16 protein-coding genes are annotated in these 19,807 nt (G+C 64.0%); 12 read left to right on the forward strand and 4 right to left on the reverse strand.

What is annotated here, in order from left to right; translation table 11 throughout:
• Positions 1 to 178 precede the first annotated feature (178 nt).
• Both EN861_RS13280 and EN861_RS13285 read left to right on the forward strand, forming a co-directional pair.
• Complete coding sequence (locus EN861_RS13280; protein ID WP_127278889.1) at positions 179 to 1,003, forward strand: DUF2189 domain-containing protein; 825 nt, start codon at positions 179 to 181, stop codon at positions 1,001 to 1,003.
• A 4-nt stretch (positions 1,004 to 1,007) separates the two neighbouring features.
• Entirely contained in the window at positions 1,008 to 1,916 is a 909-nt protein-coding gene (locus EN861_RS13285; protein ID WP_245512026.1) for a dienelactone hydrolase family protein, read from the forward strand.
• Between the two features lie 12 nt (positions 1,917 to 1,928).
• Here the strand turns inward: EN861_RS13285 and EN861_RS13290 are convergent, their stop codons facing one another.
• Together EN861_RS13290 and EN861_RS13295 are read right to left on the reverse strand one after the other, a co-directional pair.
• Positions 1,929 to 2,561 (reverse strand): LysE family translocator, encoded by a 633-nt coding sequence (locus tag EN861_RS13290; protein ID WP_127278888.1) that lies wholly within the window; start codon positions 2,559 to 2,561, stop codon positions 1,929 to 1,931.
• 121 nt (positions 2,562 to 2,682) lie between these two features.
• The gene (locus tag EN861_RS13295; RefSeq protein WP_189343627.1) at positions 2,683 to 4,668 is read right to left on the reverse strand and encodes a TadE/TadG family type IV pilus assembly protein; all 1,986 of its coding nucleotides are present in this window, start codon (positions 4,666 to 4,668) and stop codon (positions 2,683 to 2,685) included.
• Positions 4,669 to 4,928: 260 nt separating this feature from the next.
• On the opposite strand from EN861_RS13295, the gene EN861_RS13300 reads away from it, so the two are divergent.
• A complete protein-coding gene (locus EN861_RS13300) occupies positions 4,929 to 5,789 on the forward strand; it encodes a TIGR01459 family HAD-type hydrolase (RefSeq protein ID WP_127869697.1) in 861 nt (286 codons plus the stop codon).
• A gap of 6 nt (positions 5,790 to 5,795) precedes the next feature.
• Positions 5,796 to 6,776, forward strand: a complete 981-nt coding sequence (locus EN861_RS13305) for a bifunctional riboflavin kinase/FAD synthetase (RefSeq protein ID WP_135864288.1) — start codon at positions 5,796 to 5,798, stop codon at positions 6,774 to 6,776.
• A 31-nt stretch (positions 6,777 to 6,807) separates the two neighbouring features.
• On the opposite strand, the gene EN861_RS13310 is transcribed toward EN861_RS13305, so the two are convergent.
• A complete protein-coding gene (locus EN861_RS13310) occupies positions 6,808 to 7,362 on the reverse strand; it encodes an HdeD family acid-resistance protein (protein ID WP_135863903.1) in 555 nt (184 codons plus the stop codon).
• A gap of 177 nt (positions 7,363 to 7,539) precedes the next feature.
• Here EN861_RS13310 and EN861_RS13315 point away from each other — a divergent pair, with 177 nt between their 5' ends.
• From EN861_RS13315 to EN861_RS13325, 3 genes are all read left to right on the forward strand, one after another.
• Positions 7,540 to 8,352, forward strand: coding sequence for a MipA/OmpV family protein (locus EN861_RS13315; protein WP_135863905.1), 813 nt, complete (start codon positions 7,540 to 7,542; stop codon positions 8,350 to 8,352).
• A 284-nt stretch (positions 8,353 to 8,636) separates the two neighbouring features.
• Positions 8,637 to 11,621 carry an isoleucine--tRNA ligase gene (ileS, locus tag EN861_RS13320; protein WP_135863907.1) on the forward strand — a complete coding sequence of 995 codons (2,985 nt, stop codon included), beginning with the start codon at positions 8,637 to 8,639 and terminating at the stop codon, positions 11,619 to 11,621.
• Between the two features lie 371 nt (positions 11,622 to 11,992).
• Complete coding sequence (locus EN861_RS13325) at positions 11,993 to 12,670, forward strand: hypothetical protein (RefSeq protein WP_127276750.1); 678 nt, start codon at positions 11,993 to 11,995, stop codon at positions 12,668 to 12,670.
• Between the two features lie 36 nt (positions 12,671 to 12,706).
• Here EN861_RS13325 and EN861_RS13330 read toward each other — a convergent pair whose 3' ends face one another.
• Positions 12,707 to 13,156, reverse strand: a complete 450-nt coding sequence (locus tag EN861_RS13330) for a nucleoside deaminase (RefSeq protein ID WP_135863910.1) — start codon at positions 13,154 to 13,156, stop codon at positions 12,707 to 12,709.
• A gap of 180 nt (positions 13,157 to 13,336) precedes the next feature.
• Between EN861_RS13330 and EN861_RS13335 the strand changes: the two genes are divergently transcribed.
• From EN861_RS13335 to EN861_RS13355, 5 genes are all read left to right on the forward strand, one after another.
• A complete protein-coding gene (locus tag EN861_RS13335) occupies positions 13,337 to 15,427 on the forward strand; it encodes a pseudouridine synthase (RefSeq protein WP_135863912.1) in 2,091 nt (696 codons plus the stop codon).
• Complete coding sequence (gene rsmD / locus EN861_RS13340) at positions 15,424 to 15,978, forward strand: 16S rRNA (guanine(966)-N(2))-methyltransferase RsmD (protein ID WP_127276744.1); 555 nt, start codon at positions 15,424 to 15,426, stop codon at positions 15,976 to 15,978. The genes EN861_RS13335 and rsmD overlap by 4 nt, the downstream gene beginning before the upstream one ends.
• Before the next feature lie 121 nt (positions 15,979 to 16,099).
• Complete coding sequence (locus tag EN861_RS13345; protein ID WP_135863914.1) at positions 16,100 to 17,488, forward strand: pitrilysin family protein; 1,389 nt, start codon at positions 16,100 to 16,102, stop codon at positions 17,486 to 17,488.
• A 2-nt stretch (positions 17,489 to 17,490) separates the two neighbouring features.
• The gene (locus tag EN861_RS13350) at positions 17,491 to 18,867 is read left to right on the forward strand and encodes a pitrilysin family protein (protein WP_135863916.1); all 1,377 of its coding nucleotides are present in this window, start codon (positions 17,491 to 17,493) and stop codon (positions 18,865 to 18,867) included.
• Positions 18,864 to 19,730 carry a patatin-like phospholipase family protein gene (locus EN861_RS13355; RefSeq protein ID WP_135863918.1) on the forward strand — a complete coding sequence of 289 codons (867 nt, stop codon included), beginning with the start codon at positions 18,864 to 18,866 and terminating at the stop codon, positions 19,728 to 19,730. The genes EN861_RS13350 and EN861_RS13355 overlap by 4 nt, the downstream gene beginning before the upstream one ends.
• Positions 19,731 to 19,807: the final 77 nt, after the last annotated feature.

The following is a 19,807-nucleotide window of genomic DNA, read 5'->3' on the forward strand; positions in this document are numbered from 1 at the left end:
AAATGCATAGATTCTAAGATGAACTCGGTGGTTCGCCAAACCAAGGCCGCCCAGCAGGCATAACGAGACGCGGCGACAATCCCGGGAAGATCGGATATGATGCCAGCGTTCTTGAAGTGGCAGCTACGGGCGGCCACCCTAGGCGGTGACCGCCCCCCGAGAAAAACGGAGGTAGGTTATGGCCGGCTTTCATGTCATGGCGGACGCGCACGGGATGCATGTGCAACCCGCGGTCCGCCGCATTTCCACGCCAGACCTCTGGGACGCATTGAGACTTGGCGCCGAGGACTTCTGGGCCAAGCCCTCGCATTACGTGTTCCTGTGCCTGATCTATCCGGTTGTCGGCCTGATCCTGACGCGGTGGACCTCCGGCTCCAACGCCATCCAACTCGTCTATCCCTTGATGTCGGGCTTTGCCCTTGTCGGCCCGTTCGCCGCGATCGGGCTCTACGAGATCAGCCGCCGGCGCGAGCTCGGCATGAATACCAACTGGCGGCACGCCCTCGACGTGCGCCGCTCACCGGCGCTGCCCTCGATAGCGGCCATCGGCATCATGCTGTTCGCGCTGTTCCTGCTGTGGCTGTTCACGGCGCAGTCGATCTACACCAGCCTTTTTGGCAGCGAGCCGCCGGCTTCGGTCGGGGCCTTCCTGCGCGATGTGCTGACGACCAAGAAGGGCTGGACACTGATCCTTCTCGGCAACGCGGCCGGCCTGGTCTTCGCGGTGGTCGTGCTGGCGACCACGGTCGTTGCCTTCCCGCTTTTGCTTGATCGTGACGTCGGCGCCGTTTCGGCGATTGAGACCTCGGCCCGGGCGGTCATGGCAAATCCGCTGCAGATGGCGCTCTGGGGTCTGATTGTCGCGGTGCTGCTGGTGATCGGCTCTATCCCGCTGTTTGCCGGTCTCGCCGTCGTCATGCCGATCCTCGGCCACGCGACCTGGCACCTCTACCGCAAGGTGGTCGAGCCCGCGCAGATCCGGCCCCCGCGCCGTCCGATGTGAGCAAGTGTCCGGCCCGGTCAACGCGGTCAAAGGACAAACCGAAGCCTGGCTGACGATGGGCAAAGTGTTGGATTTGCTCAAAGGAGTTGGCCTGGCGTGCCTTTGTCTTGCCGGCGACTTCGATGCGGCGCCCGCCTGGGCCGACGAGATGGTGCAATTTGAAAGCGCGGCCGTGAAGCCGACGCCGTTTCAGGAGCGCAATGCGCAGGAAAGAGGCGAGACCACGAAGTCTGTTCCCGGCATTCCGCTGCGAGGATATCTGACACGCCCTCCGGGTGAGGGGCCGTTCCCGGCTATAGTCGCTCTGCACGGATGCGCTGGTGTGCTTGCGAATGACAGGCAGGTTTGGCCGCAGCGGCTGTCTTCCTGGGGTTATGTTGTTCTCGTTGTCGACAGCTTCGGCACGCGCGGCACAAAGGATACCTGTCACAGCCTGCTCTCCGATCGCGTCTATGACGCCTACGGCGCCCTGGAGTTTCTGTCGAAAGCCAGTTTTGTCGACCCGCGACGCATCGCATTGATGGGGTTCTCCGCCGGCGGCATCGCAACGCTCGAGGCGGTCCAGCTTCGTGGCGCAGAGCGGCTGATGCAGCACAAATTCAGCGTGGCGATCGCCTACTATCCGAACTGTTCGGTGGCGAGCGGTAACATGGCTGTGCCGACATTGATCCTGATTGGAGAGCTTGATGATTTCAGCCCCGCCCAGAAATGCCGGGAGATGGTGGCGCAACGCAGGGACAAGGGAAGCCCGGTGCAGCTAAACGTCTACGAGGGTGCCCGGCACGCGTTCGACGCCGAGGAGTTCAAGACCGGCGTCGAGGCCTACGGCCACCGGGTCGAGTACAATGCGGCTGCGGCCGATCGATCGGAAAGCGACGTGCACGCCTTCCTGAAGCAGGCCTTCGGCGATTGACGCCAGGCGGCCTCAACGCTGCGCGTCGGTCGCCATCTTCAGCGCCAACGCCGTCAGCACGGTTCCCATCATCCAGCGCTGGATCACCAGCCATAGCGGCCGTCCGGCGAGGAAGGTGGCGATCGAGCCGGCGGTCAGCGCGATGATGGCATTGACGCTGAGGCTGATCGATATCTGCGTCGCGCCCAGCACCAGGAGCTGCGACAGGACATGGCCCTTGCCGGGACTGATGAACTGCGGCAGCAGCGACAGATAGAGAACGGCCACCTTGGGATTGAGCAGATTGGTCATCAATCCCATGGCGAACAGCTTGCGCGGCCGGTCCTTCGGCAGGTCGCGCACCTGGAACGGCGAGCGCCCGCCGGGTTTCACCGCCTGCCAGGCCAGCCACAGGAGATAGAGCACGCCGGCAAAGCGCAACACGTCATAGGCATAGGGCACCGCGATCAGCAGCGCCGTGATGCCGAACGCGGCCGACAGCACGTAGAACAGGAAGCCGACCGCAACGCCGCCAAGCGAGATCAGTCCGGCCTTCGGCCCTTGCGACAGCGAGCGCGAGATCAGGTAGATCATGTTGGGGCCTGGCGTCAGCACCATGCCGAGGCAGACCAGCGCGAAGGCGAGATGGTTGGCGGTGTCGGGCATTGTTCGTTCCCCAGCGTGCCGCGATGGATGAGGGACCGCGCGGGCGGTCAATCTGTGCCCGTCACGGCGGGCGTCTGCAAGGGCTTGACGCCGCCAGGCGTTGCGCCAGGAACGATCCTGGTTAGCCGACCACGCGCAGGTTCGACAGTTCGTTGCCGATTTCCTTGAAATCGTTTGCCAGGCTGGCGCCGGTCGCATTCCAAAACAGCTTCGCCGGTTTGCTCGGATCCGTCGCATCCTTGCGGAAGCGCGAATTCGACGAGCAGGATTTCAGCGCATCGATCGCCAGCTTGTCGCTGGCCTTCGTCGTCGACAGGTCGAGCGCCACCGTCATCACCATGATGTTGGCTGCCTTGGCGTTGTTGCAAAGCGTGGCCATCTGCTCGTTGAGCGCGTTGGTGTAGTTGCCGTTCGAATAGTCCAACTGACCGATGGCGCTCGACGTGCCCATGAACAGGCGGCCGACCGAAGTGCCGTTGTAACCGGGGTTGAGATAGCCGTAGGACGCATAGGTCGATTTCGAATTGGCGGGATCCGAGTAGCCCAGCGAGGAAGGTGTATAATAGGTGTTGGCGCCGTCGGTCAGCACGATCACCACCTTGTCGTTGCCTCTTTCGGTTTCTGGGCGCCCTTGCGTGAGCGGCTCTCCGCTCGAAACCACCCGCCAGCCCCAGGCCATGCCCTCGGGGACGTTGGTGCCGCCATTCGGCTGCATCAGGTCGATCGCCGCCTTGATCGAGGTGAGCCCGTCGGCGACGCTGACATCGGTCAGCGGCGTGATCGGGTTGGTGGTGCAGCTGTAATTCGGCCCGTTCCCGGCGGGCAGCGCCGGCGCATCGATCGGCCGCGGCTGGAAATACTTGGCCATGTTGCGCAGCCGCGATTGGCCGCTGCTGCTCGATGGATCGTCGTTCCACCAGCTGTTGACGGCGCCATAGGTTGCCGGCGCGGCCTCGTCGGGATCCTGGGTGAGCTTCCAGTGATTGCCCGGTTCGTCGGGGGCGAACATGGGCACGAACATCGTTGCCGGATCGCCGACGCCGATGCCGGTGTTGGCCGAGCCACCGGACGGCGTGGCGTCGTTGATGTTGTAGGGGTAGGGCCTGGCCTCGACGCAGCCTTGCCAACTGGCGAACGGACCATAGGAATCGATATAGTCATATTCGTCGTGGCTGCTTTTGCAGGTGTTGTTCGAATTGTATTGGTCGCACACGACCCGTTTGCTGTTGACGACCCGCTCGTGGTTGGTGACGACCTGCATGTCGCGGTAGAGCGAGAACCGGGTCAGCATCTGGCCTTCCCCGGTTCCCCAGCCGGTCCCGCGCTTGTACCAGATGCCGTTGGTTTGCTGGGCGTATTTGTTGGCGGCGTTCAGCGTCGACCAGTCGAAATTCTCGTTCGACACCGGCGACAACCCTTCGGTGTCCATCCACGACGCGTTGCCATTCCCGGGGCCGACATTGACCGAGGCGGCAAAAGGCACGAGGCCGAATTGCACCGGCTTGTCGACCTGCTTGATCATGATCGCCTGCTGGGCCAGCGTGTCGACCAGCTGCTTGGAAGCAGTCTTGAGAAGATCGATGCGCTTTTGCCCCGAGCCCGTGCCGAGCGTGGTCATCGATCCGGAATTGTCGAGCACCAGGGCAACTTCCAGCGTGTTCTTCAGCCGCACCTGCGAGCTGACGTTGAAGCTGAGCCTCTGGTTCGCATCGGTCGCCGATTTGCCGACGAATTGGGCGAAGGCGGGGTAGAAATAGGGTTTGTAGTTGAGCTGGGCGGTCATGGTGAGCAGGCCGCCGCCGCTGGTGTTGCTTGGCAAGATGACGTTGAGCGTCGCGCTGGCGGGATCGATATCGTTCAAATTGGCGTTGAAGAAGTCGAGCGCATAGGCTCTCAACTGGTCGTCGGTCGCACCTTCCGTCAGCCGGCGGGCCGTAGCGAAGTTGGCAGCGTCGAGCGCGTTCATCAACATCTGCTTTTCGCGGTTCATTTCCGTGAAGTCGACAGCGAGCGCCAGACCGCCCATCAGCGGCACCATCGCCACAACCGTCATAAGAGCATAGTTGCCGCGCCTGTCGCGGCGGAACTGACGCCAGATTTCATGCATGTCTTGAAGCGGCCCCCGCCGACGGATTCTCGGTCGGCGCGAGCTTCCCACAGAACGCTGAAGGACGGGTTTGGGAAACCGCTCTATTGCTTGGTTGGCGCTTCACCAACCGCTAACCAATCAAAGGCCGCGGCTTGCGCCGCAATTCGTGCCGATGCGGGTGAAAGCTGGTGACAGCATGGGCCGGTTCGGATAATTCGAACCGGCTGCGGCGAACCGTCGGCCGCCGCACCCGCAACGATCATACTGAAGGAAACGGCATGGCGGATTCGCCCGAAATCGTTGGCTCGCTCGAAGACGTGTCGAAAGCCTATTCGGCAATTCTCTGCGACGTCTGGGGCGTGGTGCACAATGGCGAGTGGCATTTTCCGGCGGCCGCGGCCGCGCTGGCGGCGGCAAGGGCGACCGGCATTCCTGTCGTTCTGATCACCAATTCGCCACGCCGCAGTGCCGATGTCGTGGCACAGATGAGCGTGATCGGCGTTCCGCCGTCAGCCTATGACCGTGTGGTGACCTCGGGCGACGTGACCCGCGACCTGATCGCGGAGGGCCCACGCAAAGTCTTCCACATCGGCGCCGACCGCGATTTGACCCTTTACGATGGCCTCGATGTCGAACTCGTCGAGGAATTCGAGGCCGCCGGCGTCGTGTGCACCGGGCTGTTCGACGACGAGGTTGAAAAACCCGAGGATTATACCGACCTGCTGCGCCGGTTGCGCGCCAGGAACTTGCCATTCATCTGCGCCAATCCCGATATCATGGTTGAACGCGGCGAACGGATCATCTGGTGCGCCGGTGCACTCGCACGCGACTACGCGCAGCTCGGCGGCCGCACGCTGATCGCCGGAAAACCCTATGCGCCGATCTACGAGGTCGCGATGAAGGAGGTGGCCGAGATCCTCGGCCAGCCGGTTGAGCGTTCGCAAATACTGGCGATCGGCGATGGCATGATGACCGACGTCAAGGGCGCGGCCGACAATGGTTTCGACGTCCTCTATGTCTCCGGCGGCATTCACGCCCGCGACTACGGCGATCCATCCCGGCCGGATCCGGCAAGGCTTGGGCTCTTCCTGGAGCGGCACGGCTATCGTCCGGTGGCCGTCATCGCAAGGCTGCAGTAGGTGGCAATGGTCGCGTTCCAGCATCTTGCGACAACCGCGCCGCTGCCCGCCGATCTGCGAGGCGGCGTCGTTGCGATAGGCAATTTCGATGGCGTCCACCGTGGCCACCAGGCCGTTCTCGAACGGGCATTGGCGGAGGCCAAGCGGCGTGGCGTGCCGGCCCTGGTGCTGACCTTCGAACCGCACCCGCGAACGGTTTTCAAGCCTGATTTGCCGCTTTTCGTGCTGACGCCGCCACCGATGAAGGCGCGGCTCTTGTCGCTGCTGGGCTTTGCCGCGCTCGTCGAGCAACCTTTCACGCGCGATTTCGCCTCGCTGTCGGCGGAAGCCTTCGTCACCGATGTGCTGGAGAGGACGCTGGGCATCACCCATGCCGTGACCGGATTCGATTTCCATTTCGGCAAGGACCGCCAGGGCGGGCCGGCCTATCTGATGGCTGCCGGCGAGCGCCATGGCTTCGGTGTCACACTCGTCGACGCCTTTCGCGACGAAGGCGCCGAGGTGGTTTCGTCGAGCCGCATCCGTGCCTTGCTTTGCGAGGGCGAGGTGGCCGGGGCCGCCGGTCTGCTCGGCTATCGCTTCACGGTGGAAAGCGAGGTTGTCGGCGGCCAACAACTCGGGCGAACGCTCGGCTTTCCCACCGCCAACATGAGGCTTCCGGCGGCAGCCACGCTCAAGGAAGGTATTTACGCCGTCCGCTTCCGGCGCGCCGACGGCACGCTGCACGACGGCGTCGCCAGCTTTGGCCGCCGCCCGACCGTCGACGACCATGGCGCACCGCTCCTGGAAACCTTCGTCTTCGATTTTTCCGGCGATCTCTATGGCGAGACTTGCGAAGTGTCGTTCTTCGGCTTCCTGCGCAGCGAGATCAAGTTCGACGGGCTCGATGCGCTGGTGGCGCAGATGAAGCGCGATGAAGCCGAGGCACGCGCGCTGCTTGGCGGCGTCAAGCCGCTGTCCAGCCTGGACGCCGCGGTGGCGTTCTGAAGCATGACCCCGAAATGGGGGAGGCGAGTTCCTACCTCTTCAATGCAAGACCGACGGCGATGAAGGTCCAGCCCTGGAAGATCAGGTCGATCGCCAGGAACAGTCCGAGCACCCACAGGCTGTTGACCGGCCAGCCCATGGCGATGATCAGGCCCGCGAGCACGCTGATGAGACCCGCCGCGACAATCCAGCCCCAGCCGCGCTCCGGGCGGTGGCTGTAGCCGACCCAGGCCCGCAGCGCGCCGGAAGCGACGAGCGCGACGGCCAGCAGGAAGGTCAGCACCGCCGAGGCCAGCAGCGGATTGTCGAAAGCGAAGAATCCGGCGACCGCATAAAGCAGTCCGCTGAGCAGCCAGTAGAAGAAGCGTCCCCAGGTCTTGACCCCGAAAGCATGCATGATCTCGATGATGCCGGCCACCAGCATCAGCCATCCAATGACATAGACGGAAGCCACCGTGGCGATGAACAGATTGCCGAAGGCGATGCCGCCGAGGATCAGCAGCACCACGCCCAGGCCGACGAACCATCCCCATTTGTCGCGCGTCTGGCCGATCGCGTTCTTCAGAGTATCGCCGTGCAAGGTCATGTCCATGCCTCCATTGAGGGCCGCCAGCATGCAAGGACGTTACCCTCGGCGCCAACCCGCGTCCAGCCGGTCGCGGACGCGATGGTGCAGGCAATGCGAGCCGGTTGTCTCGTCCTTAAATCAAATTTTACCAAAGCCTCGTCAAAGCTGTCGCCGTATCGCGTTAGTGGAGTGGCCATGAGTCCGGTCGGGAAGATTTCTGCAGCCTTGGCTACCGTCATGCTGGCTACGTCAGGCGCGGCCGAGGCCGGCGATGGCGCTTTCGGCTGGCTGTCCGGCGATTGGTATCTGACAGTCGGCGCGACCGGCATGGTGGCGCCCAATTTCGAGGGCGGCAAGAAGTACATGCTGAGCGCCCAGCCCATCATTTCGCTGGGCAAGGCCGGTCCCCAGGCGCGTTTCACGTCGCGCAACGACAACATTTCGCTGGCGCTCGTCGACGATGGCGGCGTCCGCGCGGGCCTGACCGGCAAGTACCTGTTCTCGCGTGACGACGGCGATGCCGACGAACTCAAGGGGCTGGACCCGGTGCGCTGGGGCGGCGAGGTCGGCGGCTTCTTCGAATTCTACCCGACGGACTGGATGCGCGCACGTGCCGAATTGCGGCACGGCATCCGTGCCCATAATGGCTTTGTCGCTGATATCGCCGCCGATGCTTTCTACGACGTCACGCCAACCGTCAGGATTTCGGGTGGCCCACGCGTGTCTTTTGCCTCGGCGAACTATTTCGATGCCTACTATGGCGTCAACGCGCAGGAAGCCGTGGCCTCGGGGCTGAGCCAGTACAATCCCGGCGGCGGCCTGAAATCCGTCGGCCTCGGCGGTGCCGTGACCTGGAAGGTGACCGATCCGATGACCGCCAGCCTGTTTGGCGAATATTCGCGCCTCGAAGGTCCGGCGGCCGATTCCAGCCTGGTCAAGGAGCGCGGCGACCGCAACCAGTTCATGGTCGGCGTGTCGACCACCTATCGCTTCGACTTCAAGATGTAAGTGAATCGAACGAGACGCTTTATTCCTGCGCTCTTCTCCGCTAAAAGCCCAGCAATGACGAGCTTTTCGCGCCTTCGCGCGCCGACGATACGAATTACCAGCCCGGTGTTCCCGGCAGCCTGAAGGCTGTTGGAGCAGCCGGGACTATTGCGCGCGGCCTCTCGCGCTTTTCCAGATCATCAAGGCATGTCGCCCAGAAGTGGCCCGGTTTGGGAAAACGGCATGCGTATAAAGTAAAATTCCAAGCCGCAAGCCACGTGGCCCGGCATGCACATGGCAGACCAATGACCGACCAAAACCAATCAACGATCGACTATTCCAAGACCCTTTACCTGCCGCAGACGGAGTTTCCGATGCGCGCCGGCTTGCCCGAGAAGGAGCCCGTGCTTGTCAAGCGCTGGCAGGACATGGACCTCTACCGCAAGCTGCGCGAGAGCGCGGCCGGGCGCACGAAATACGTGCTGCATGACGGCCCGCCCTACGCCAACGGCAACATCCACATTGGCCACGCGCTGAACAAGATCCTCAAGGATGTCATCACCCGCTCGTTCCAGATGCGCGGCTATGACTCCAATTATGTGCCCGGCTGGGATTGTCACGGCCTGCCGATCGAATGGAAGATCGAGGAACAGTACCGCGCCAAGGGCAAGAACAAGGATGAGGTGCCGGTCAACGAATTCCGCAAGGAATGCCGTGAATTCGCCGCGCACTGGATCTCGGTGCAGGGTGGCGAGTTCCAGCGGCTTGGCGTCATCGGCGACTTCAAGAACCCTTACACGACCATGGCCTTCCACGCCGAGTCGCGCATCGCCGGCGAATTGCTGAAATTCGCCATGTCTGGCCAGCTCTACCGCGGTTCGAAGCCGGTGATGTGGAGCGTCGTCGAGCGCACGGCGCTCGCCGAGGCCGAGATCGAGTACCAGGATTACGAGTCCGACACGATCTGGGCGAAGTTTCCGGTGGCCAATCTCGTCCTCGCCAGTGTTGTGGACGGGCAGCCGGCGGAGCTCGATCCGGACCTGAGCGGGCACTCGCTTGACCTGCTGGATGCCCATGTCGTCATCTGGACGACGACGCCATGGACCATCCCTGGCAACCGCGCCGTCAGCTATTCGCCGCGCGTCGCCTATGGCCTCTACGAGGTGACGGCGGCCGAGAATGCGTTTGGCCCGCAGCCGGGCGAGAAGCTGATCTTTGCCGATGCCCTGGCCGAGGAAAGCCAGGCCAAGGCCAAGGTCACGTTGAAGCGCCTTCACGGCATCAGCGCAGAACAGCTTGGAAATCTTGTGCTTTCGCATCCCTTCAAGGGCCTCGGTGGCGGCTACGAGTTCCCGGTTGCGATGATCGCCGGCGAGCATGTCACCGATGATGCCGGCACGGGCTTCGTGCACACGGCTCCCGGCCATGGCCGCGAGGACTTTGATGCCTGGATGGATGCCGCGCCGGCGCTGCGCCAACGCGGCATCGACACCGAGATCCCGTTCACCGTCGACGATGCCGGCTTCTTCACCAAGGACGCGCCGGGCTTTGGCCCGGACCGCGAAGGCGGACCAGCGCGCGTCATCGACGACAACGGCAAGAAGGGCAACGCCAACCAGGCGGTCATCGACGAACTGATCAAGCGCAACGCGCTGTTCGCGCGCGGCCGGCTGAAGCACAGCTACCCGCATTCATGGCGTTCGAAGAAGCCGGTCATCTTCCGCAACACGCCGCAATGGTTCGTCTACATGGACAAGGACCTCGGTGATGGCACCACGTTGCGCAGCCGCGCGCTGAAGGCGATCGACGAGACGCGCTTTGTCCCGGCCGCCGGCCAGAACCGTATCCGCGCCATGATCGAGGAGCGCCCCGACTGGGTGCTGTCGCGCCAGCGCGCCTGGGGCGTGCCGATCGCCGTCTTCGCCGACGAGGACGGCAACGTGCTGAAGGACGAGGCGGTCAACCAGCGCATCATGGACGCCTTCGAGGCGGAGGGCGCTGACGCCTGGTTCGCGCCCGGCGCCAAGGAGCGCTTCCTCGGCAATCACGATGCCTCCAAATGGCGGCAGGTGATGGACATTCTTGACGTCTGGTTCGATTCGGGCTCGACCCATGTCTTCACCCTGGAAGACCGGCCCGACCTGAAGTGGCCGGCGGATGTCTATCTCGAAGGCTCCGACCAGCATCGCGGCTGGTTCCACTCCTCACTGCTCGAAAGCTGCGGCACCAGGGGCAGGGCGCCTTACGACACCGTCGTCACCCATGGCTTCACCATGGACGAGGATGGCCGCAAGATGTCGAAATCGCTCGGCAACACGGTCGTGCCGCAGGATGTGATCAAGCAGTCCGGCGCCGATATCCTGCGGCTCTGGGTGGTGACGACCGACTATTGGGAAGACCAGCGGCTCGGCAAGAACGTGCTGCAGACCAACATCGATGCCTATCGCAAGCTGCGCAACACCATCCGCTGGATGCTGGGTACGCTCGCCCATGACGATGGTGAGGACGTGCCCCTGGAGACGATGCCGGAGCTGGAGCGGCTGATGCTGCACCGGTTGGCGGAGCTCGACGAGGTGGTGCGCCAGGGCTACGACGCCTTCGAGTTCAAGCGCATCACGCGCGCACTGCTCGATTTCATGGTGGTCGAGCTGTCGGCCTTCTATTTCGATATTCGCAAGGACGCGCTCTATTGCGATGGCCCGTCGAGCGTGAAGCGCAAGGCCTCGGTCCAGGTGGTGCGCCATCTCTTCGACTGCCTGGTGAGATGGCTGGCGCCGATGCTGCCCTTCACCATGGAAGAGGCCTGGCTCGACCGTCATCCCGATGCGGTCTCGGTACATCTCGACCAGTTCCCGCACATCCCTGCGAATTGGAAGAACGAGGCGCTGGCGGAGAAATGGCGCAAAGTCAGGCAGGTGCGCCGCGTCGTCACCGGCGCGCTCGAGATTGCGCGTGCCCAGAAGGTGATCGGCTCCTCGCTGGAGGCTGTACCGGTGGTCACGATCAACGACGCGGCGCTCGAGGCGGCGATATCGGACGTCGACATGGCTGAAATGGCGATCACCAGCGATCTGGTCATTGCCCATGGCCACGCGCCGCAAACCGCCTTTGCCCTCGACGATGTCAAGGGCGTCGCCGTGGTGGTCGAGAAAGCGGAGGATCGCGGACTGGTCAAATGCGCGCGTTCCTGGCGCTACACGGCCGATGTCGGGCAGGATCCGGAATTCCCGGATGTTTCGGCACGTGATGCCGCCGTGCTGCACGAGTTGAAGGCGCTGGGAAGGCTCTAGTGCCTGTCGCCCAAAAGTGCGTAGCGGTTTTGGGATAAACGACAGGCACCAGATCAAGCGCGTGCCTGTCGCCCAAAAGTGCGTAGCGGTTTTGGGATAAACGACAGGCACCAGATCAAGCGCGTGCCTGTCGCCCAAAAGTGCGCAGCGGTTTTGGGACAAATGACAGGCACCAGATCAAAGAAGTGCACAAATGCCACGCCGAACGGTGGAGATCTGGCCGCGCGTTGCCCTTAACGAGTGGTTGAGGTAAACACGCGAAACTCCGGAAGACAAATTGTCGCCGGATTTCCGTCGCAAGTGCTTGCACGATGGGGACCGGATACAAAGCCGGTGCGATCGAGAGGCTGTCTAGAGTGGGACTTTTTGGCATGACCGAGAGATATAACGCGCGCCTTGCGCTGTTGGCGCCGCTTGTCGTATCGGGCCTCGCTTTGTCCGGCTGCATGGGCTCTCCGACCTATGGCACCGACAAGACCGCTGCCGAACAGTTGGCCGGCGATCTGACAGGCGCCGTTTCCTTCGCGCCGAAGCACAAGGACCCGATCGACTACAAGCCGCGTCCCACTCTGGTGAAGCCGGCACCCGGCCAGAAGGAAGCGCTGCCTGCCCCGCAGGAAAGCATTCAGACGGCGAACGCCGGCTGGCCCGAATCGCCCGAGCAGCGCCGCGCGCGCCTGCGCGCCGACGCCACCGCGCACCAGAATGACCCAGCCTACCAGGCGGAGATCGTCGACGACGTGCAGACGGATCCGGCTTCGGTGAAAAGGGCGATGGCTGAATCAGGATCCAGCCACCCGCCGGCGTGGAAACCCGCCGATTCCGACAAGGGCCGCGCTGCCGAGATCCAGCGCCGCCTTGCCGAAAGCAAGCAGGGCGACCCCAACACGCGTAAATATCTCAGCGAGCCGCCATTGCCCTACCGTGTCGCCTCCGATGCCGCGCCGCAGAACGAACTCGGCGAAGACGAGTACAAGAAGGAGCGCCGCCTCAAGGCAAAGGCCGAGGGCAAGAAGGGCGGCTGGTTCGACTGGTTGCCGTCGCTGTAAGAACAGTCGCGCCGCCTTGTCGTGCGCGGCCTTGGCTCAGTCTCGACGCCCCCTGAAAAAATCCTTCAGCAGCAGGCGCGCTTCGGTTTCGGCCATGCCCGGATAGATATCGGGTGTGTGATGGCAGGTCGAAGAAGTGAAGAAGCGTACGCCGTTGACCACGGCGCCGCCCTTTTCGTCGGCGGCGCCGAAATAGAGACGGCGCAGCCTGGCGAAGGAGATGGCTCCGGCGCACATGGCGCAAGGTTCCAGTGTCACATAAAGATCGTGGCCGGTGAGCCGCTCGCTCGAGAGTTTGCCGCAGGCTTCACGGATCACCAGCATCTCTGCGTGCGCCGTCGGGTCGGCAAGCTCGCGCGTGCGGTTCCCGGCACTGGCAATGACCGTGCCGCCATTGGCGATCACCGCGCCGACCGGCACTTCGCCGCGCAAGGCTGCAGCTTCGGCCTCCTGCAGCGCCAGCGCCATGAAATCCGGCCTCTTCAAGCGGTTTGTCTTCCCATTATATCCTCGCCACCCGGCGGTGATCCTGTTATGGAGCGCATCAACCCGAAAATCGGACTCGATTTTCGGGAATGATCATGCGCCAAATCAAAAATGCTACAGCGTTCGTTGCGCGCCGAACGGATGTGCCACGCTGTAGCAGCGCAAACGGACAAAGGCCACATGGACGACAACGACAAGAAATCTCCGCGCAAAGGCGGCCCGGGCAGGAGTGGCCCGAAATCGGCAGGTGCACGTGGCCGCGACGCCAGCAAGGGCGGGAAGCCGTCCTTTGGTACGAAAAAGCCTTATGCCCCGCGTGGCGATCGGCCGATGGCCGCCGATGGGGACCGGCCGAAGCGGGACTTCAAGGGCGGTGACAGGCCGTTCAGCAAGGGACCGCGCCCAGAAGGCAAGCCTTACGAAAAGCGCGAAGGCCCGCGCAAGCCCTACGCGCCTCGCGGCGACCGTCCGATGGCGGCCGAAGGCGAGCGCAAGCCTTATGAAAAGCGCGAGGGGCCGCGCAAGCCCTATGCCCCGCGCGGCGAGCGTCCGATCGCCGCCGAAGGCGAGCGCAAGCCTTATGAGAAGCGTGAAGGGCCGCGCAAACCCTATGCCTCGCGTGGCGACCGTCCCATGGCGGCCGAAGGCGAACGCAAGCCTTATGAGAAGCGTGAAGGCCCGCGCAAACCCTACGCGCCGCGCGGCGACCGTCCGTTTTCTGCTTCGGCCGACGGCGGCGAAAAGCGCTTTGACCGTCCCAAGCGTGATTTCACAGATCGTCCGAAGCGGGATTTTGCTGACCGTCCAAAGCGCGACTTTGGAGGCGACAGACCCAAGCGTGATTTCGGTGATCGGCCCCAGGGTGCATCGGGCGGTGGTTTCAAGCCACGTCCGCGACCAGCCGAAGGAACCGAAGAAGCCGGCGAGCGCATCGCCAAGCGGCTGGCACGCGCCGGGCTCGCCTCGCGCCGCGATGCCGAGGAACTGATCGCCGCCGGCCGCGTCAAGGTCAATGGCCGGGTGCTGGCCTCGCCGGCGTTCAACGTCATGCCCAATGACATCATCCATCTCGACGGCATGGAAATCCCGCCGATCGAACGCACGCGCCTGTTCCTGTTCCACAAGCCGGCCGGCGTCGTCACCACCAACCGCGACCCCGAAGGCCGCAAGACCGTCTTCGACGTGCTGCCGGCCGAGCTGCCGCGGCTGATGACCATCGGCCGGCTCGATATCAACACTGAAGGCCTGCTGCTGCTGACCAATGATGGCGGCCTGTCGCGCGTGCTCGAACTGCCGGCCACCGGCTGGCTGCGCCGCTACCGCGTGCGCGTCCACGGCAAGGTCGAGGAAAGCGCGCTCGCCGGCCTGCGCGAAGGCATTGCCGTCGACGGCGTTTTCTACGGCGCCATCGAAGCCAGCCTCGATCGCGAGCAGGGCTCCAATGCCTGGCTGACGATCGGCTTGCGCGAGGGCAAGAACCGTGAGGTCAAGAACATCCTCGGCGCGCTCGGCCTCGACGTCACGCGGCTGATCCGCATCTCCTACGGCCCGTTCCAGCTCGAGGATCTCCCCGAAGGTCATGTGCTGGAGATCAAGGGCCGAGTGCTGCGCGACCAGCTTGGCGAGCGCCTGGTCGAGGAATCCGGCGCCAATTTCGACGCCGAGATAACAAAACCGTTTTCCAACCAGCCCATGCGGCGCACCGAAGTCCGCGAGGCCGAGCCCGAACGGCCGAAGTTTACGCGAGACGGCGAGCGACGGCCGATCGGCGAGGGCGGGCTGATCAAGAACCGCAAACGCCGGGAAGGCAGCCGCGACGAGGCGCTCGGCAAACTGTCGACGAGTCCCGACAGAGGCGAGAGAGCAGAAAAGAGCTTCGGCGATCGCGGTCCGCGACCGGAGCGTGGCGGCTTTGGCGATAAGCCGCGTGGAAGTTTTGGCGACAAGCCGCGCGGCGGATTCGGTGACAAGCCTCGCGGCGGCAAGAAATCCGAACGCGAGCAACGGCCGATCGAGCCGCCAGGCCAGCGCAAGGCCAATGTCTGGATGGCGCCGGGAGCCCGGCCGATCGGCAAGGGCAGGGCGGAGGCCGATGCGGCCAAGGCGGCCGAGAACAAAGCGCGCAAGGCCTCGTTCAAGCCGTCATATGGCAAGCCCGCCGACAAACCAGGCGGTGCGAAGCCATTCGGCAAGCCGCGTGGCGAGCGTCCAGGAGGCGCCGGTGGCGGTGAGCGGCCGCGCGGCGGCCCCAAGGGTCCCCGCACAAGATGAGAATCGTCGGCGGTGAGTTTCGCGGGCGTCCGCTGGCGACGCCCCGCAGCAGCGCTATCCGCCCGACGACCGACCGGACCCGCGAGGCCGTCTTCAACGTTCTGGCGCATCGCTTCGCCGGGCAAGTGGAGGGCGCGCGCGTGCTCGACCTGTTCGCCGGCACCGGCGCGCTTGGTTTGGAAGCCCTGTCGCGCGGGGCATCCTATGGCGTGTTCATCGAGGAATCGGCCGAAGGCCGGGGCCTGATCCGCGACAATGTCGAGGCCTTCGGCCTGACCGGACGCACCAAGATCTTCCGCCGCGATGCAACCGGCCTTGGCGAGGCGGGCACGCTGGCGCCGTTCGGTCTCGTCTTTGCCGATCCGCCCTACGGCAAGGGCCTTGGCGAGCGCGCCCTGCGGTCCGCCAAGGATGGCGGCTGGCTGCGCCCCGGCGCGCTCTGCGTGGTCGAGGAGACGGCGGCGGTTCCCTTCGAGCCAGGCCCGGGCTTTTCCGTGCTTGATGAGCGCAACTATGGCGAGACCGTCATCCGCTTCATCGAGGCTGCCTGAATAGGCCCGCTTTCAGCAGTGGCCTCTTTGCCGCCGCCTTTGACGGCAAGATGACCAACAATTCACTTTGCTTGTCGTCAGCGCCTTGCCTATCGTCGCTGCATGAAAACCGGAGCCATCGATGACATCCAGGACTGAATGGCTGCGGCCGGCGCTGCTGGCGACCTCGCTGGCCTTGTTCATCGCCGGCCCTGTCCTGGCCGACAGTTCTGCGTCGCCCAAGACTCTGCCGGCCGAGTTCAAGATCACGGATTTCCTGCTCGACAACGGTATGGAAGTGGTCGTCATTCCCGATCACCGCGCGCCGATCGTCACCCATATGGTCTGGTACAAGATCGGTAGCGCCGACGAGCCGCCGGGCAAATCCGGCATCGCCCATTTCTTCGAGCATCTGATGTTCAAGGCGACAGCTCATCACGCGGCCGGCGAGTTCGATCGCGCCGTCTCCGACATTGGCGGCTCCAACAACGCCTTCACCTCCTATGACTACACCGCTTTCCACGAGACGGTGGCGCCGTCGGATCTCGAGCTGATGATGAGCTTCGAAGCCGACCGCATGCGCAACCTCATCCTCACCGACGACGTCATCAAGACCGAGCGCGACGTGATCCTGGAGGAGCGCCGCTCGCGCATCGACAACAATCCGCAGGCCGTGCTCGACGAGGAGGTCGATGCCACACTGTGGCAGAACCAGCCATATCGCATTCCGGTCATCGGCTGGATGCAGGAGATGGAGCAGTTGAACCGCACCGACGCCGTCGCCTTCTACAACAAGTACTACCGGCCCAACAACGTCGTGCTGATCGTGGCCGGCGACGTCGAACCGGAAACGGTGAAGGCGCTGGCCGAGAAGACCTACGGCAAGGTGGCCCGCGGGCCGGATCTGCCGCCGCGGGTGCGCCCGGTCGAACCGGAGCAGAATACCAGGCGCACCGTCACGCTCTCCGACGCCCGCGTCAGCGTGCCGAGTTTCTCGACGCAATGGGTCGTGCCTTCCTATCACACCGCTAAGCCGGGTCAGGCCGAAGCGCTCGATCTGCTCGCCGAGATTCTCGGCGGCGGCAACCGCAGCCGGCTTTACCAGGCGCTTGTCGTCAAGCAGGGCATCGCTTCCAGCGCCGGCGCTTACTTCCAGGGCACCATGCTCGACGACACCAATTTCACCGTCTATGGCGCGCCGCGCGGCGACGCCAAGCTGGCCGATGTCGAAGCCGCGGTCGATGCGGAGGTGGCGCGCATCGCCAGCGACGGCGTCACATCGGATGAGCTCGAAAAAGCCAAGGACCGCTATGTCAGGTCGATGATCTTTGCCCGCGACAAGCAGGATTCCATGGCCAACATCTATGGCTCGACGCTCGCCACCGGCGGCAATGTCCAGGACGTGCAGCAATGGCCGGATCGCATCCGGAAGGTCACAACCGACGAGGTCAAGGCCGTTGCCGCGCGCTATCTTGTGCCGGCCCGCTCGACGTCAGGCTATCTCTTGCCGCAGCAACAGGCGGGGAATTGATGATGATGAACGAGCATCTCCGCGCTTTTCCTTCTCCCGCAAGGGGAGACGGGAAGGCCCTGCACGCCCTCGCGACCCTCTTTCTCTCCATCCTCTTCCTGGTCCTGCCGGCGCTTGCCGCCCGCGCCATGGAGATCCAGTCCGTCACCTCGCCGAAGGGCGTCACGGCCTGGCTGGTCGAGGACTATTCCGTGCCGGTTGTCGCCATCCGCCTCGTCTTTGGCGGCGGCTCGACTCAGGATCCGCCGGGCAAGGAAGGGCTGGCCAATCTGATGACCGGTCTGTTCGACGAAGGCGCCGGCACTCTCGATTCGGAAGCTTTCCAAATCAGGCTCGACGATGCCGGCGCCGAGATGAGCTTCGACGAGACCCGCGATGGCATCTACGGCTCCATGCGCATGCTGGCCGAACAGCGCGACGAAGCCTTCGACCTGTTGCGGCTGGCGGTCAACGAGCCGCGCTTCGATCAGGCGCCGATCGACCGCATCCGCGCCCAGGTCCTGTCCGGCATCATCGCCAACGAAAACGACCCAGACACGGTGGCGCAGAACCGATGGGCGCGCGCCGTCTATGGCGACCACCCCTATTCGCGCTCCGATCAGGGCACCAGGCAGAGCGTCGCCGCCATCACTCAGGCTGATCTCAAGGCCCTGCACAAGGCGGTATTCGCGCGCGGCGGCCTGCATGTCGCCGTGGTCGGCGCCATCGACGCCGAGACGCTGAAGAAGAAGCTGGACATGGTGTTCGGCGATCTGCCGCCGAACCAGGCGCTCGCCCCTGTCGGCGATATCGAGCCCAGGCTGGCGCAGCATATCGAGGTCAATTACGACCTGCCGCAGACCTCGCTGCAGCTCACGTGGCCCGGCGTGAAGCGCACGTCGCCGGATTTCTTCCCGGCCGCGCTGATGAACGAAATCCTTGGCGGCGGCACCTTCACCTCGCGCCTGTTCCAAGAGGTGCGCGAAAAGCGCGGGCTGGCCTACAGCGTCAATTCCTCGCTGGTAAACCAGGACCACGCCGACGCACTGATCGTCACCACCGGAACGCGTTCCGACCGCGCCGCCGAGACGCTTGGCATCGTGCGCGACGTCGTCAAGCGGCTGGCCGAGGACGGCCCGACCGAGGCCGAACTGGCGGCGACCAAGAAATATCTGATCGGTGCCTATGCCATCAACAATCTGGATTCGTCGAGTTCCATCGCCGCGACGCTGGTCGAGCTGCAGCTCGACGATCTCGGCATCGACTACATGCAGCGCCGCAGCGGTTACATCAACGCGGTGACGCTGGATCAGGTCAAGGCGGCGGCGAAGAAGCTGCTGACGGCGGAGCCGACCATCATGGTGGTCGGGCCTCCACTGGCGGGAGCCGGCAAGGGATGAGCCCGACCTTTGGCATCGCTTTCGGCGGCGGCGGCGCGCGCGGCCTGGCGCATATCCATGTCATCGAGGCGCTGGACGAGCTTGGCATCAAGCCGGTGGCGATAGCCGGCTCGTCGATCGGCGCCATCATGGGCGCCGGCATGGCCTCCGGCATGACCGGCAAGGATATCCACGACTATGCCCGCTCGATCCTTGGCCGCCGCGCCGAGGTGGCGAGCCGCATGTGGCGGGCGCGGCCGGGCACGATCGCCGAGGCCATGCAAAACGGCATCCGCGTCAGCCAGTTCAATGTCGAGCGCATCCTCAAGGCGTTCCTGCCCGAGGCCATTCCTGAAACCTTCGCCGAATTGAAAATCCCGCTGAAGGTGACGGCGACGGACTATTTCGGCCACAAGCTCGCTGTCTTCGACGACGGCGACCTGCACTCGGCCCTTGCCGCTTCGGCCGCCATTCCCGCCGTCTTCCGCCCGGTGACGCGCGACGGCAGGCTGCTGATCGACGGCGGCATCTACAACCCCGTGCCGTTCGACCTGATCGAGAAGGATGCCGACATCATCATCGGCGTCGACGTGGTCGGCGCGCCGGAAGAGGCCGACCGCAAACAGCCGACCTCAGTCGACCTGATGTTCGGCGCCACGCAGCTGATGATGCAGTCGATCATCGCCAACAAGCTGAAACAGTGCCAGCCCGACATACTGGTCCGCCCGGCGGTGTCCAAATACCGGGTGCTCGATTTCCTGAAGATCGACGCCTTGATGAACGAGACGGCGGACATCAAGGATCGGCTGAAGCGCGAGGTGGAGGCCGCAGTTGAACAGCGCTCCGCCAAAGCGAAAAAAAGAAGGGTTGCAGCCAAAGCGTGATCGCTATCAGCGACTACGTCTGCAAGACCGTGAGGGTTGTTTGTGCCGCCTCGGCGGTGAAGCAGTGCCGAGGGCTT

Origin of the sequence: Mesorhizobium sp. M8A.F.Ca.ET.218.01.1.1 (assembly GCF_004791165.1) — a bacterium.
GTDB lineage: Bacteria > Pseudomonadota > Alphaproteobacteria > Rhizobiales > Rhizobiaceae > Mesorhizobium.